Annotated in this window: 18 protein-coding genes; 6 read left to right on the forward strand and 12 right to left on the reverse strand. The window is 39.2% G+C overall.

Annotation, left to right across the window (positions count from 1 at the left end; all coding sequences use genetic code 11):
• Positions 1-28 precede the first annotated feature (28 nt).
• Positions 29-133, reverse strand: a complete 105-nt coding sequence (locus AOLE_RS20855) for a lipoprotein (protein WP_371864353.1) — start codon at positions 131-133, stop codon at positions 29-31.
• Between the two features lie 154 nt (positions 134-287).
• Entirely contained in the window at positions 288-623 is a 336-nt protein-coding gene (locus tag AOLE_RS02670; RefSeq protein ID WP_002116083.1) for a TIGR01244 family sulfur transferase, read from the reverse strand.
• Between the two features lie 165 nt (positions 624-788).
• Between AOLE_RS02670 and AOLE_RS02675 the strand changes: the two genes are divergently transcribed.
• Genes AOLE_RS02675 through AOLE_RS02685 form a run of 3 tightly spaced genes read left to right on the forward strand, consistent with a single transcriptional unit; the run spans position 789 to position 2,565 of the window.
• Positions 789-1,709 (forward strand): alpha/beta hydrolase, encoded by a 921-nt coding sequence (locus AOLE_RS02675; RefSeq protein ID WP_227501993.1) that lies wholly within the window; start codon positions 789-791, stop codon positions 1,707-1,709.
• The gene (trxC, locus tag AOLE_RS02680) at positions 1,710-2,147 is read left to right on the forward strand and encodes a thioredoxin TrxC (RefSeq protein WP_013196826.1); all 438 of its coding nucleotides are present in this window, start codon (positions 1,710-1,712) and stop codon (positions 2,145-2,147) included. It begins immediately after the preceding gene.
• 1 nt (position 2,148) lies between these two features.
• Entirely contained in the window at positions 2,149-2,565 is a 417-nt protein-coding gene (locus tag AOLE_RS02685; protein WP_004789061.1) for an acyl-CoA thioesterase, read from the forward strand.
• A 70-nt stretch (positions 2,566-2,635) separates the two neighbouring features.
• Here AOLE_RS02685 and AOLE_RS02690 read toward each other — a convergent pair whose 3' ends face one another.
• The 3 genes from AOLE_RS02690 to AOLE_RS02700 all read right to left on the reverse strand — a co-directional run bounded on the left by AOLE_RS02690 (position 2,636) and on the right by AOLE_RS02700 (position 4,236).
• A complete protein-coding gene (locus AOLE_RS02690; RefSeq protein WP_013196827.1) occupies positions 2,636-3,142 on the reverse strand; it encodes a nuclear transport factor 2 family protein in 507 nt (168 codons plus the stop codon).
• Positions 3,143-3,217: 75 nt separating this feature from the next.
• The gene (locus AOLE_RS02695) at positions 3,218-3,712 is read right to left on the reverse strand and encodes a DUF4442 domain-containing protein (RefSeq protein WP_013196828.1); all 495 of its coding nucleotides are present in this window, start codon (positions 3,710-3,712) and stop codon (positions 3,218-3,220) included.
• Between the two features lie 35 nt (positions 3,713-3,747).
• The gene (locus AOLE_RS02700) at positions 3,748-4,236 is read right to left on the reverse strand and encodes a YajQ family cyclic di-GMP-binding protein (protein WP_004789065.1); all 489 of its coding nucleotides are present in this window, start codon (positions 4,234-4,236) and stop codon (positions 3,748-3,750) included.
• Between the two features lie 91 nt (positions 4,237-4,327).
• Between AOLE_RS02700 and AOLE_RS02705 the strand changes: the two genes are divergently transcribed.
• A complete protein-coding gene (locus tag AOLE_RS02705) occupies positions 4,328-4,642 on the forward strand; it encodes a rhodanese-like domain-containing protein (protein ID WP_002116171.1) in 315 nt (104 codons plus the stop codon).
• 37 nt (positions 4,643-4,679) lie between these two features.
• On the opposite strand, the gene mnmC is transcribed toward AOLE_RS02705, so the two are convergent.
• Genes mnmC through AOLE_RS02725 form a run of 4 tightly spaced genes read right to left on the reverse strand, consistent with a single transcriptional unit; the run spans position 4,680 to position 8,001 of the window.
• Positions 4,680-6,554 carry an FAD-dependent 5-carboxymethylaminomethyl-2-thiouridine(34) oxidoreductase MnmC gene (gene mnmC, locus AOLE_RS02710; protein ID WP_013196829.1) on the reverse strand — a complete coding sequence of 625 codons (1,875 nt, stop codon included), beginning with the start codon at positions 6,552-6,554 and terminating at the stop codon, positions 4,680-4,682.
• Positions 6,555-6,577: 23 nt separating this feature from the next.
• Complete coding sequence (locus AOLE_RS02715) at positions 6,578-7,045, reverse strand: hypothetical protein (RefSeq protein ID WP_013196830.1); 468 nt, start codon at positions 7,043-7,045, stop codon at positions 6,578-6,580.
• 4 nt (positions 7,046-7,049) lie between these two features.
• Positions 7,050-7,352, reverse strand: coding sequence for a YciI family protein (locus AOLE_RS02720; RefSeq protein WP_004789071.1), 303 nt, complete (start codon positions 7,350-7,352; stop codon positions 7,050-7,052).
• Between the two features lie 34 nt (positions 7,353-7,386).
• Complete coding sequence (locus tag AOLE_RS02725) at positions 7,387-8,001, reverse strand: septation protein IspZ (RefSeq protein WP_005309525.1); 615 nt, start codon at positions 7,999-8,001, stop codon at positions 7,387-7,389.
• Between the two features lie 44 nt (positions 8,002-8,045).
• Between AOLE_RS02725 and AOLE_RS02730 the strand changes: the two genes are divergently transcribed.
• A complete protein-coding gene (locus AOLE_RS02730; RefSeq protein WP_013196831.1) occupies positions 8,046-8,897 on the forward strand; it encodes a PHP domain-containing protein in 852 nt (283 codons plus the stop codon).
• Between the two features lie 6 nt (positions 8,898-8,903).
• Here AOLE_RS02730 and AOLE_RS02735 read toward each other — a convergent pair whose 3' ends face one another.
• Together AOLE_RS02735 and radC are read right to left on the reverse strand one after the other, a co-directional pair.
• Positions 8,904-9,815 carry a bestrophin family protein gene (locus AOLE_RS02735; RefSeq protein WP_005309531.1) on the reverse strand — a complete coding sequence of 304 codons (912 nt, stop codon included), beginning with the start codon at positions 9,813-9,815 and terminating at the stop codon, positions 8,904-8,906.
• A 61-nt stretch (positions 9,816-9,876) separates the two neighbouring features.
• The gene (gene radC, locus AOLE_RS02740) at positions 9,877-10,596 is read right to left on the reverse strand and encodes a RadC family protein (RefSeq protein ID WP_081399106.1); all 720 of its coding nucleotides are present in this window, start codon (positions 10,594-10,596) and stop codon (positions 9,877-9,879) included.
• Between the two features lie 99 nt (positions 10,597-10,695).
• Here radC and coaBC point away from each other — a divergent pair, with 99 nt between their 5' ends.
• Entirely contained in the window at positions 10,696-11,949 is a 1,254-nt protein-coding gene (gene coaBC, locus AOLE_RS02745) for a bifunctional phosphopantothenoylcysteine decarboxylase/phosphopantothenate--cysteine ligase CoaBC (protein ID WP_009389455.1), read from the forward strand.
• Positions 11,950-12,016: 67 nt separating this feature from the next.
• On the opposite strand, the gene secF is transcribed toward coaBC, so the two are convergent.
• The gene (gene secF, locus AOLE_RS02750; protein ID WP_013196833.1) at positions 12,017-12,982 is read right to left on the reverse strand and encodes a protein translocase subunit SecF; all 966 of its coding nucleotides are present in this window, start codon (positions 12,980-12,982) and stop codon (positions 12,017-12,019) included.
• Position 12,983: the final 1 nt, after the last annotated feature.

Below are 12,983 nucleotides of genomic sequence, written 5' to 3' on the forward strand. Positions count from 1 at the left end.
CTCATTATATTTATGAGCAATTAGCTAATTAAATTCTTGTACCCATAGTTACTCCAACCGTAGGTTTTACTTGCATTGAGGAGCATGCTGTAAGAATTAAACAGCTTAAAAGAGCGAATATAAATTTATTCATAAAAATTAATAAATGATTCCAAAAAGATTTAAATACTTTAGATCAATATTATTTTTAGTTCTGTTGAATTCGTGCAGAGATATGCAAAATAAGTTATCAAAAAACCCTACTTTAAGGAAGAAATAGGGTTTTATGGAATATTAATTTCTTAAAATTAGTCGTCTAATAAATCCATTTGTTTTGCTAATTGATATAGATTATTTGAACGGTTTCCTGTGCGGCAAAACATAAGTACAGGTTTTGGCAACTCGTTGTAATGATTAGCAAAAGTACGTACATCGAGTTCTGTAATTTGTCCAGCTACAACAGGTTGATAAACATAGTCTAAACCTACTTGGCGTGCTGCTTCTTCAATTTGAGCACTTGTAGGCTGTTCTGGGCCGCCTTCCATATCTGGTCGATTATTGATAATCGATTTAAATCCTTTTTCTACAACTTGGCCAACATGTTCTGGGCCAATTTGACCTGCGAAACCAACATTATCTGACATTTCGTCACTCCAAAATTTAACAAAACCTCTTATGCTGTATCATAGCATTAAGCTTAACCTGAGATACAAGACACTCTTGTGTTGTTCTGACTGAGAAAGTTATGTCTTATAGCTAAGTTATAAATTTTAAAAACGATCATCGCGCTATTTTAAAATTGGTTATTCATATTCTATTTCAACGGAGCACATATGCACGCTTATACGGTTGAGCCTTTATATGTTCCATGTGATCAGGAAATGATCGCAGCTGATTTTTATATTCCTAAAACAAATAAGAAATCTGCCGTAATTATTATGGCCCATGGTTTTGCTGCGTTGCGTCAATTTAAACTAATCCAATATGCTCAGCGGTTCGCTCAAGCAGGTTATGCTGTTATTTTGTTTGATTATCGATATTGGGGTGGGAGCACTGGTAAGCCTAGAGAAATGGTCTCAATCAATTCCCAATTAGAAGATTGGAAGACCGTTATTCAATATGCTTCGACCTGCAAGTTTGTAGATAACCGAAGGATTGTGCTGTGGGGAACTTCTTTAAGTGGCGGATATGCGCTAAGCCTAGCTTCTGAATTAAAGAATATTCAGGCAATCTTAGTACAAATTCCTTATGTAGATGGCGCTGAAACTGCCAAGCTCTATCCTTTGCAACGTTATCCTCAAGCATTGAAGTTATCGAGTCAGGATTATATGGGATCAAAAATGGGACTTAATCCAAAGAGGTTGCCTGTGGTTGATCAACATAATTTGTGTTTTATGCCTACCGCAGATAGTTATTATGGCTATCTATCGATTGTAAATCCTGACTATTATTGGAGTGGGGAAGTCCCAGCTCGTGTCTTTTTTAATTTGATGCGATACCGTCCAATTCAGGTTGTACGTCAGATTAATATTCCGGTTTTATTTATTGCAGCCCAAAAAGATTCACTTATTCCTATTGAGTCCAGTCGCGAAGCTGCGACAAATATTGCACCTTTTGTGAGTTATCATGAGTGGGATATGAAACATTTTGATATCTATCACGGTTCATGGTTTGAAAAAGCAGTGATAACCCAATTAGAATTTTTACATCAGCATATAGGAGTGATGTAAATGATTATTGTATGTGCATCGTGTGGTGCTAAAAACCGAGTTCCGGAAGAAAAACTTCCTGAGCAACCAAGCTGTGGGCAATGTCATCAGCCATTACTACCGCTTGCGCCTATTGAACTAAATGAGCAAAATTTTAGTAACTACATCACGAATAGTGATTTACCTATTCTCATAGACTTATGGGCAGAATGGTGCGGACCCTGTAAAATGATGGCTCCACATTTTGTGCAGGTCGCAAAACAGAATCCAGGCGTTATTTTTGCCAAGATTGATACCGAAGAATCTCCTCGCTTGAGCCAAGCTTTTCATGTGAGAAGTATTCCGACACTTGTCTTAATGAATAAAACGACAGAGGTCGCGCGTATTAGCGGTGCATTACGTGCGCCTGAATTGCAGCAGTGGCTCGATCAACAACTTCAAACGAATTTCGGGAGCTAAGGTGTCAGAAGCTTATACCAAACCAGAAGGAATTTTATCCTTACAAACGATTGCCATGCCAGCAGATACAAACTGGAGTGGTGATGTGTTTGGTGGATGGATTGTGTCACAAATGGACTTGGCTGGAGCAATTCACGCAGAACGTTTCAGTCGTGGCCGTTGTGCTACGATTTCCATTAATCAAATGACCTTTTTGGTTCCGGTAAAGGTTGGCTTTGTCATTAGCTGCTATACCAAAATCTTAAAAGTTGGAAATACTTCTATTCAGATGCAAATTGAAGTTTGGGATAGTCATGATGACTCTCGTGAGCCAATACGTATTACTGAAGGAGTCTTTACCTTTGTAGCAGTGGATGTAAAAGGTAATAAGCGTCAAATACCTGAAGAAGCAAGACAAAAGTTTTTAGATACTCAATAAAACGTAGAAAGCCTGAATATCAGTATTCAGGCTTTAATTTTTAATTTAGATAAAGAAATCATTCTTAGAATTAAAACATCGTATTGGTATTTTTGCTTTGCTCAGGAATATTTTGTATTACATCCCAATGCTCTACGATTTTTCCATTTTCGACACGAAATATATCAATAATCGCTCTTCCTCGATCTTTTTCATTTTCAGTCGAATGGACATGTAAAACGACAAGATTACCTTCAGCAATCGCACGTTTAATCTCATTTTTAGCTTGTGGATTCTTTTGGAATTTTTCAGTGAAGAAATTAACGAAAGGTGCTTTTCCATCTGGCACATTAGGATTGTGCTGAATGTATTGTTGACCAATATAACGGTCTGCATATTCTTTGACTTTATGTTTTAAAAAGACGCCTTCATAAAAGTCGATGACTATTCTTTTGTTTTGAGCGCTTACTTTATCTATCGCTTCTGATTTGGTCGAAGTTAATTTACTGGCTTTAAGGTGAGATTCAGTCGCATGAGTCGTTATTGTTGCAAATATTAAACTGGTAAATAAAGAGGAAAGAATCAGTATTTTTTTCATTTTAACCTCAAGATACAAAAAATAATTTTTATATCTTGAGGCAAATAAAAATCTAAAAGTACTTTAGATTAGTTATTATTTCTTACGTTTAGGTAACCATGCCCACAGCATTTGGCACTGGATTGGTTCATTGCCCGCATCATCAATGACTGTAACCGGAATCACAAGTTCACCTTTCTCATTAGCTGCAATAAACTTTTGCTGTTCAGCAGACAATGTTGCTGTAGCAGTCAAACCGCCTTCAACCACTTTTAAATAATCTACATGCAATGATTTGATTAATAAAATGCGGTTATCAGGAATATGTAATCCAGTTAGAAAACCTGTTGCAGTTTCTGCTAAAAGAGCCATTGCTGCAGCATGGACTCCTTTAATATGATTTTGCATGTTTTTCTGGTTTTCTAAACGGACAATAACGTGGTTTGAGTCTACTTCCAGATAGCGGATATTTGCTGTACCCACCATTGGCACGATACGACCAAACGCCTTGCTCCAAAGCGTGCTCCGAATACCTTTAGGGAATTTTGAAGTCGCTTTTACCAGTTTTGATAGACGATTGGATTGAGACATGGAATTACCTTAGCTTTGAATGTCACGAAAAGAGATTAATCTTTAAAGTTATTAAACTGTAATGGCACACCAAATTGCTGTTCACGTAAAAAATTCATGACTTGTTGTAAAGTGTCACGCTTTTTATCTGTTACACGAATTTTGTCGCCTTGGATAGAAGATTGCACTTTAACGCCACTTTCTTTAATGGCTTTATTAATTTTTTTTGCAGTATCTGAGTCAAGACCGTCTTTAAGTTTAATCACTTGTACAAAATTTTTGCCTGAAGCAGCAGCTTTTTGTGGATCAAGTGCTTGTACATCAATTTTACGTTTATAAAAGTGATTTTCTAACATGTTGTAAACTTGTTCACACTGGAAATCACTTTCTGTACTGATTTTAATTTCTTTATTTTTTTCGTTTATTTCGACTGAAACATCATGACCACGGAAGTCAAAGCGTGTTGCAATCTCTTTTTGTGTGTTTTGTACAGCATGATTAACCTCAAATAACTCTAATTCAGAGACAATATCGAAAGAAGGCATAGTTTAGACCTTTACAAAGTGAAAGAATATTTGAGATGCTAAGAGGGTTTTCTTCATTTGCCAAGTGTTGTTTACATCAAAGGAGTGCACAATGATCCGTAAACAAGAAATTACAACATTTGAATTCCCAGAAAATGCTGTTATCTGGGATGTCCGTGATACTAATGCTTATGCAGAAGGGCATGTTAAAGGTGCGGTGAATCGCCCGATTAATGATTTGAATGCTGATATTTTGAACCAGGTCTCTGCGGGTCAGCCGATTTATATTTTATGTGGTGGTGGTAGCAAAGCTCCTCGTGCAGCTGAGAAACTAGAAGGATTGGATGCCTCGCGTGAATATGTCGTGCTGATGGGGGGGACACGTGCAGCTCGTGATGCTGGCTTGCCTCTAGAGCAGGGCGCATAAAAAAAAGCACCTTAGGGTGCTTTTTTATTGAAGAGAACTATTGTGGTTTGAAATACGGCTTTTTAGGTTTTACTTTTTTTTGGAATCGTTGCGGATTCAGTTTCTGTAATAAGCTGTCCGGTACTGGGCAAGCCTCTCCTAATATCTGGGCAACCAAGATCTCGCTGCATAGTGGCGCAAATAGAAAGCCCTTAGAACCAAGACCCGCAAAAGTAGCAATTCGACTATTCTCAAGCATTTTTCCGACCAGAGGAAAATAATCTAAGCTTTGTGCACGGATAGATGCACGGCCTTGCCACGTCGAAGTTGATGGTAACTTTTCTGCATATGCAGGGAATACGCTGTGGATTAATTCAAAGTTATGCACATGGTCTTCGGGAAGCACATCTTGATCTTCACGATTTGGGTAAAAAGATGCACCTAAAATTATCTGTGAAGCATCAAGTTGCATACAATACCCACCATAGCTATAAGCTTCATTTAAAGGCAGGGGAGCAAAAGAATTATTAACCCAGCTCACTTGTCCGCGTATTGGTTTTAACTGTGGATAGCTTTCAAATAAAGCAGCACTTTCCCGAGCACAGCACACAACAACATGGTCTGCTTCAGCAATAACCTCATTACCAGCCTGCAATTGAACTTTATTTTCAAAAGGAACCAGTGCTTTGATATGGGTAATTTTTAGAGCAATTAAAGGGTGTTTCAAAATTTCATCACGTAGTTGATGTGGTGAAACAGAACCCGCTTCGATCAGTGAAACACTAGAATATGCAGTTTCAAGTGAGTTTGTTGAATGGGTAACAACTTCTGCTGGATATTGGTTTACAAGATCGAGAAGTTCATCTGCATTTTTCAATGCGATTTGTTGTATTTGAAGTGGACGGAATGCTTGAAAATTTTTATAAAAATTTAAAGCATGTTGCCAACTTAAAGTCATGAGATGTTCATGGCTTTGTTCAATCGGACATAGTTTAGGATTAAGCAATGCCAAAGGATTTCCAGAAGCACCAGATAATGCTTCTGTTTGCTCGTATAAGGTGACTTGATGCCCGCGTGCTGCAAATGCCCACGCCGTAGTTAAACCTGCTACACCGGCCCCAATTATCGCAATATGCTGCTGTTCTTTACCCAATGACTGAACTTGGTCTAATTGTGAGGATTCATCATCAGATTGAGGTGGATTCCAGATTGCTTTGAGCATTTCCCGTTTATGCCGAAAACCACGTGGACGAGAAATAGTAATACCGTGCGCCTTTAGCCCACGTTTTAAAACACCCGCGACACTAAAAGAGGAAAATGTGCTGCCATATTCTGAAAGACGAACAATATGGTTTAAAACATTTTGTTCCCACAGCTCTGGATTGCAAGAGGGCGCAAAGCCATCTAAAAACCAAGCATTTACTGCTTTAGTTTTCGCTATGCTTGGGAAAATGTCTTGTGCATCTCCTAGCCATAGGTCGATGCTAAAACGCTCGTTTGGAAAAGTTAAGCGATGACATCCAGCAATAGGGAGCGGATATTGTTCAATTAACTGCTCTGCAAGTGGTTTAAGCTCATCCCAGACATTTAAAGCCCGAATAAGGTCAGCTTTACTTAAGGGAAATTTTTCAACACTGATGGCATGTAAATGACTTTGATTGTCTGGACGAACTTGTTGCCAAAGTTGCCAGAGTGCAAGAATGTTTAAACCTGTACCAAAACCAGTTTCTCCTACACTGAAATATTCAAAATCTTTTAGATTGGCTAAGCGTTCTGATAAGTCATTACCATTTAGAAAAACATGTCGTGTTTCAAGTAAGCCATTATCTTTAGAGAAATAGACATCACCAAATTGTTTGGAAATGGGAACCTCGATACCATCGATTAATTCCCAGTCCAGTTCTGCTGTTTGGATACGGTTTGATACGTTCATTTGGTTTAATAGATTGTTTCGATTTACCACTGGCGTCGACGTTTTGTATGGATATAACTAGCAATAAAGAATCCTAGCAATACGCCACCCGCTAAGGTAACCGCGCCATATAAAAACATTTGTGCACTACGTTCGCTTTGTAAAACTTGAACCTGAACAGAGAGGCTGTCGTTTTTTAACTGTAGCTCTTGGTTCTGAGCAAGTGCTTCAAGATTGGCATGTTCTAACTGTTTTAAGCGAGATGCTTGATCTTGAACTAAAGCTTTGATTTTCGCATCTTGCTGTTGTTTATTCTTTACGAGTTGTTCAGCTGTAAGTGGTTGAGCTGTAGTCGCTGTTTTCACACCAGTTGGTGCTGTAGGAGCGGGTTTAGCTGCCTGAGTTGAAGGCGCGCTTGGAGGAGGTGTTGCTGGTGTTGCAGCAGGTTCAACTGCTCCAGCAGTTGAACATATCAAACACAAGCCAAGAAAGCTTTTGATTGCAGGCTGCATGCGATTACCCTTTTGGAAATGCTTTATTGAACGGTTTTACATCAATATGGGCATAAATGCCTTCTTTGAGAAATGGTTCTTCTTTTAACCATTCATCTAATGCTTCGCGACTGTCGAATTCAACAATCATGGTGCTACCATAGAAGCCTGCTTGTGGATCATTAGGATCTTTTGGCATAGCACCCGCTGTAACAAGGCGGCCTTCATCATCGAGTTTTTGTAGACGTTCGATATGCTGAGGGCGTATTGCTAAGCGTTTCTCTAAAGTTCCTTCGTTATCGGTACAGCTTAGAACAAAAAAAGGCATGTAATCGTATCTCTATAATCAATCAGGAACCACTTTAAGCGTCTGGTGACTTAAAATGCTTACGTAAAATAATGAACTGAATAATGATAAATGAAAACATCACAATCATGTCACCAAATGCAGTAAATTCGCCCCAATATTTTCCGCCGTGAAATAAAAATGCGAAGAACACATGTAAACAAGACATCACTACAAACATGACTGCCCAAGCGAAGTTTAGATTTTTCCAACCTTTTTCACTTAACTCTAAAATAGGATCAAATAAACGTCGTATGAGTGGCTTACGATCTTTACCAAACCAAGGTGAAACCAAGAATGCGCCTGCAAAAACCAAATTTAAAATTGCAGCTTTCAGACGAATATAGAAATCATCACTTAGCATGAGCGTGATGCCACCAAAAATCACAGTCATAAACAATACAAACCATTGTTGTTTATCTAAACGGAATTTTTGGAAAACAAATAAGGCACCATATACCACGAGCATTGAAATAATTAGACCAGTAGTTGCTACAAGAATATTATTATTATCTGCACCGCCAGCAGACCCGATCAGTTTAAGTAAAGGATGCTGTGCGTTAGCTGGATCAACTGTTTTATATAAATAGAAGAAAATAATTAATGGAACAAAGTCCAGAAGTGCTTTCATGTTAGAGTATCTGATCAGGTTTGGTGAATGGCATAGTATAAAAGATGCAAGGCATAGATTTACATACACATAGCAATATTTCTGATGGAACTTTGTCTCCGGAATTACTGGTGCAAGCTGCTATTGATGTGAATTTGCATACTTTGGCTTTAACTGATCACGATACAATGGACGGATTGCAGCGAGCTAGAATTGCTGCGCAAGGTCATGATTTAAAAATCATTTCTGGTACGGAAATTTCGAGTCAGTGGTCACGCCCAACAACCAAAAAGAGTTATGGTGTACATATTGTTGCTTTAAACATGCAAGATGAAGCACCAATTTTAGAAGCATTAGAACAACAAAAAAGAGTACGAGCGCAAAGAGCTAAAGTCATTTGTGATTTATTAGAAAAATGTATTGGTTTTCAGATCTATGAAGATGTTCTTGCCAAAGTGGAAAATCAGGCTGATCGAGTGACAAGAACTCACATTGCTAAAACATTGGTCGAGAAGAATGTAGTAACCCGTCCTCAACAGGCATTTGATCGTTTCTTAAAAGAGGGAAGACGTGCCTTTGTTAAGTTTGAAGGGTTAGGATTAAAAGAAACAATTGACATGATTCATGAAAGTAAAGGGCTGGCAGTTTTAGCACATCCAACTCGTTATGATTTATCTGCAACTAACATTCGATATTTAATTGAATTGTTCGCAACTTCAGGTGGAGATGCAATTGAGCTACCCCCGCCTATAGAAACATTATCTACTCGCCAAATGGTTGATCGGATGATTGAGCAACATCAATTAGCCGTCTCAATTGGCAGTGATTTTCATGGTGAAAATATGCCATGGATTAAATTGGGAAATACACCTAAACCAACGGCTAATCAGCAAGGTGTTTGGGAGCGTTTTCTCTAATAGCGCTTAGAGCAAGTTATTATCTTGAGCTTGAATTGGAGGCGGTGTCGGTTTGCCTAGCGTTCCTAAAAGTTCAATTTCGATACTACGCACCATGGCATCTAAGGGTAAATCATTGCTTTGAGTACCAAAAGGCTCTTCAATTTCCGAGCTTAGTGCATCAAGTCCTAAGAATGTATATGCCAAAATTCCAACCAGTAAAGGTGTTGCTAAACCTAGCAATGAACCAAGACTAAACGGCAACATAAAACAGAAAAAATAGACAGTGCGATTGAGCAAAACTGAATAAGCAAATGGAATAGGTGTATTGGCGATTCGGTCACAGCCAGTTTGCACAACACTTAAATCTGAAACATTTTTATTCATCTGTGCATAGATGATGTCAGAGATTTCACCTTCTTTAAGTGCTTGTAATAATTCCCAGTGAATAAGGCTCAGCGTGTACTGAGGAGCATTATTTTGCTGATAGAGTTGGGTGAGTGCTTGCTGGCTCATACCACTGGTTTGTATTAACTCGGTTGGGTTTGCTGTCTGACGACGTAAACGATCACGTAACACATTAGCAAAAACAATCACATGTTGAATGACACGTTCACGGCGAGCCTGAGTCAAAATTCGGCAGTCACGGTCAAAATGGCGCGAAGTTGCAATTAAAACACCCCATAATTTCCGTGCTTCCCACCAACGGTCATAACATGCAGTATTTTTAAATCCTAAGAAAATAGAAAGCACGACACCAATCAGAGTAAAGCCAACCAAAGGAATTTCTGGAAAACGATAAAGGTTGATATATTCCACGCCACCAATGATTGCTGAGATCAACATAACAAACCCTAAGGAGGGGAGAATTTTGGGTAAAATCGTCCCTCGCCAAGAGAATAAAACTTTGAAAATACTAGGTTGATCACGAACAATCATTTTATTTTAAGCATCACTATTTTTGTTTTGATCTTCTAGGCTTAGTTAAGCTTTGTCAATATTATTGAACTGATATTGCTGCGGGGTTGAGCAGTTGTTGTTCAGCAAATGAAAAGCTTCCTTCTGGAGAAATAATAAAATGATCCAAGAGGTGTATTTCGACAAGCTTGCATGCATTTTCCAGTTGTTGAGTTAATGCAATATCTTCAGCAGAAGGCTGTGCTGAACCAAATGGATGATTGTGTGCAATAACGAGCTGGCAAGCATGTTGTTGTAAGGCGTAGCGTAAAGTTTGATTAACCGAGACCGCACAATGTTGCATTGAACCAAAAAATAGCTTTTTAAAATGGAGCTTTCTTAATTCTGGGTCTAGACACAGCACAGCAAAGACTTCTTGTTTTTCACCTTTTAATTCATAGCGTAAATAATCCAAAACTAAATCAGAAGAGTGAAGACTAAGATTATTCTTCTGAAAGTGATGATCGAGATAACGCCGTCCGAGTTCTTTGACTGCCAGTAATTGAGAATATTTCGTTGCTCCTATTCCATTAAATTGAGTTAATTCGCTTAACGACGAATCAAACACTGCATTTAGGCTACCAAAATGTTGAATGAGTAAACGTGACAATTCGACTGCTGAATGTTGCTTTGAACCTGAGCGAAGAAAAATCGCCAATAGCTCTGCATCAGAAAGACTTTGAGGGCCTTGTTGCAATAACCGTTCTCTTGGCCGCTCTTGTTCGGGCCAATTTTTAATAGAAGTATTCATATTCCCCAGCATAATTCGCTTAAAATTTTATTTTGTTTGCCCAATCAATCTTGGGTCTGCGCGTATTTAATGCTATTGTGAGCGCCACTGCAACAGTAAGGTATCCTGTTCGTGAGCTTTGATCTAAGTGTTATTCCTCATAAAAACATCGTTTTAGCTGTTACTGGCGGAATTGCTGCCTATAAAAGTGCCATCTTAGTCCGCCGCCTCAAAGATTATGGCTTTGATGTGCGCGTGGTCATGACACATGGTGCTCAGGCATTTATTACTCCACTAACTTTTCAGGCTCTTTCTGGTAATCCTGTCCATACTGAACTTTTAGACCCTGCGGCTGAAGCTGGAATGGGACATATTGAATTAGCACGTTGGGCTGATTTATTACTGGTTGCGCCTGCAAGTTGTGATACTTTGGCAAAGTTTGCACATGGTTTAGCAGATGACTTGCTCAGTACAGTTTTTTTGGCAACAAAATCTCCTGTCTGGGTTGCGCCGGCTATGAACCAACAAATGTGGGCGGCCAAAGCTACACAACGAAATTTACAAACCTTGGTCGAAGATGGTGTGCATGTGATCATGCCAGATGCGGGTGAGCAGGCGTGTGGTGATGTTGGTTTAGGCCGAATGCCAGAGCCAGAAGAAATTGCTAAGCAAGTGGCTGGTTATTTCCATCAGGCTCAACGTGCAATTGCTGAAAAATTTGGGTTGTTGGCAGGTAAGCGAGTTGTGATTACTGCTGGGCCAACACGTGAAGCAATTGACCCTGTTCGTTATATCTCGAACCACAGTACTGGTAAAATGGGCTTTGCTTTAGCGGCTGCTTGTTACGCTGCTGGTGCACAAGTGACTCTGATTGCTGGACCTGTAAGTTTAGATACACCGAATGGTGTAAAAAGAGTAAATGTTGCCTCTGCAAGACAGATGTTAGATATCAGTATGGACTCGTTAGAAACAGGCTGCGATATCTTCATTGCAACCGCCGCAGTCGCAGACTATCGCGTAGCAGAAGTTGCCGAGCATAAAATTAAGAAGGCAGGGGATGAGTTGAATGTTTCCCTTGTAAAAAATCCGGATATTGTGGCAACCATTGCTGGTCAGGAAAAACGTCCATTTATGGTGGGCTTTGCAGCTGAAACACAAAATGTTGAAGAGTATGCGGCAGGAAAGCTGGTTGCTAAAAAACTCGATATGATTGCATGCAACGATGTGTCACGTGCAGATATTGGTTTTGCTTCTGATGAAAATGCGATGACAGTTTTCTTTGCTGAAAACTATCACATGAAAAAGCGTGAGTTAGAAAAAGCATCTAAACAAGAAATTTCTCAACAGTTGGTTGAAGCAATTTCGGATGCATTGCGCCGTAAATAATATGTTTTAAATAAAAAAAACCGCGAATAGAATCGCGGTTTTTTTTATATGTCTTAATTTATCCAACTTAAGGAATATCATCTTCAAATTCAGGTTTAACCTGAACGATGAAGTCCTGACGGTTAAGACCACGCCATAAGGCAAAAGCTGTACCGATATAAATTGAAGAGTAAGTACCTACAAAGACACCAACAAACATTGCAACAGCGAACCAGTGTAGACCATCACCACCTAAGAACATCATTGCTAGAACGACTAGTAATAAGGTCATTGATGTATGAATGGTACGACGTAAAGTTTCGGTTAAAGCAATATCGACGATTTCACGAGGAGTTGCACCGCGAATTTTACGGAAATTTTCACGGATACGGTCTGACACTACAATGTTATCGTTAAGCGAGAAGCCAATAACAGCAAGTACCGCAGCTAAAACTGTAAGGTCAAACGGCCATTGGAATAATGCAAAAGCACCAATAATAATAATGATGTCGTGGAATAAAGACATTACGGCACCCATCGCGAGTTTAAACTCAAAGCGAATAGTCACGTAAATCAACATTAAAATAAGAGCAAGTGCAACCGCACCAGCAGAGCGAACATAAAGCTCGTTACCAACTTGACCACCTACAGAGTCAACTTTATGAACTTCTGCGGCATTGTTTGGCAGCTGTACAGCCTTAGTAATCGCGTTATTAAGATCTTCAACCTTAACTTCTTGTACTGGCATACGCACAAGTAAGTCTTTATTACTACCAAGTGTCTGTACTACAGCATCTTTAAAGCCAGCTTTGTCAAGCGCTTGGATAACGTCAGACTGGTTTGCTGGTTGAGCATAGTTAAGCTCAGCTGAAACACCACCTGTAAAGTCCAAACCGAGGTTAAGACCTTTAGTTACAATAAAGAAAATACTCGCCAATGTAATCAGGATCGAGAAGATTGCCGCAGGTTTGGCAATCTTCATGAACGGGATGATTTTTGCATCATCCGGACGTCCATATTGTTTTGAATCTTGTTGAGTCACTTTAGTCATCATC

It is taken from the genome of Acinetobacter oleivorans DR1 (assembly GCF_000196795.1).
GTDB lineage: Bacteria > Pseudomonadota > Gammaproteobacteria > Pseudomonadales > Moraxellaceae > Acinetobacter > Acinetobacter oleivorans.

Excerpts from the sequence above, each read along its gene's own strand:
- AOLE_RS20855 (WP_371864353.1), bottom strand. The coding sequence starts at position 133 with ATGAATAAATTTATATTCGCTCTTTTAAGCTGTTTAATTCTTACAGCA.
- AOLE_RS02670 (WP_002116083.1), bottom strand. The coding sequence starts at position 623 with ATGTCAGATAATGTTGGTTTCGCAGGTCAAATTGGCCCAGAACATGTT.
- trxC (WP_013196826.1), top strand. The coding sequence starts at position 1,710 with ATGATTATTGTATGTGCATCGTGTGGTGCTAAAAACCGAGTTCCGGAA.
- AOLE_RS02690 (WP_013196827.1), bottom strand. The coding sequence starts at position 3,142 with ATGAAAAAAATACTGATTCTTTCCTCTTTATTTACCAGTTTAATATTT.
- AOLE_RS02695 (WP_013196828.1), bottom strand. The coding sequence starts at position 3,712 with ATGTCTCAATCCAATCGTCTATCAAAACTGGTAAAAGCGACTTCAAAA.
- AOLE_RS02700 (WP_004789065.1), bottom strand. The coding sequence starts at position 4,236 with ATGCCTTCTTTCGATATTGTCTCTGAATTAGAGTTATTTGAGGTTAAT.
- AOLE_RS02705 (WP_002116171.1), top strand. The coding sequence starts at position 4,328 with ATGATCCGTAAACAAGAAATTACAACATTTGAATTCCCAGAAAATGCT.
- mnmC (WP_013196829.1), bottom strand. The coding sequence starts at position 6,554 with ATGAACGTATCAAACCGTATCCAAACAGCAGAACTGGACTGGGAATTA.
- AOLE_RS02715 (WP_013196830.1), bottom strand. The coding sequence starts at position 7,045 with ATGCAGCCTGCAATCAAAAGCTTTCTTGGCTTGTGTTTGATATGTTCA.
- AOLE_RS02720 (WP_004789071.1), bottom strand. The coding sequence starts at position 7,352 with ATGCCTTTTTTTGTTCTAAGCTGTACCGATAACGAAGGAACTTTAGAG.
- AOLE_RS02725 (WP_005309525.1), bottom strand. The coding sequence starts at position 8,001 with ATGAAAGCACTTCTGGACTTTGTTCCATTAATTATTTTCTTCTATTTA.
- AOLE_RS02730 (WP_013196831.1), top strand. The coding sequence starts at position 8,046 with ATGCAAGGCATAGATTTACATACACATAGCAATATTTCTGATGGAACT.
- AOLE_RS02735 (WP_005309531.1), bottom strand. The coding sequence starts at position 9,815 with ATGATTGTTCGTGATCAACCTAGTATTTTCAAAGTTTTATTCTCTTGG.
- radC (WP_081399106.1), bottom strand. The coding sequence starts at position 10,596 with ATGCTGGGGAATATGAATACTTCTATTAAAAATTGGCCCGAACAAGAG.
- secF (WP_013196833.1), bottom strand. The coding sequence starts at position 12,982 with ATGATGACTAAAGTGACTCAACAAGATTCAAAACAATATGGACGTCCG.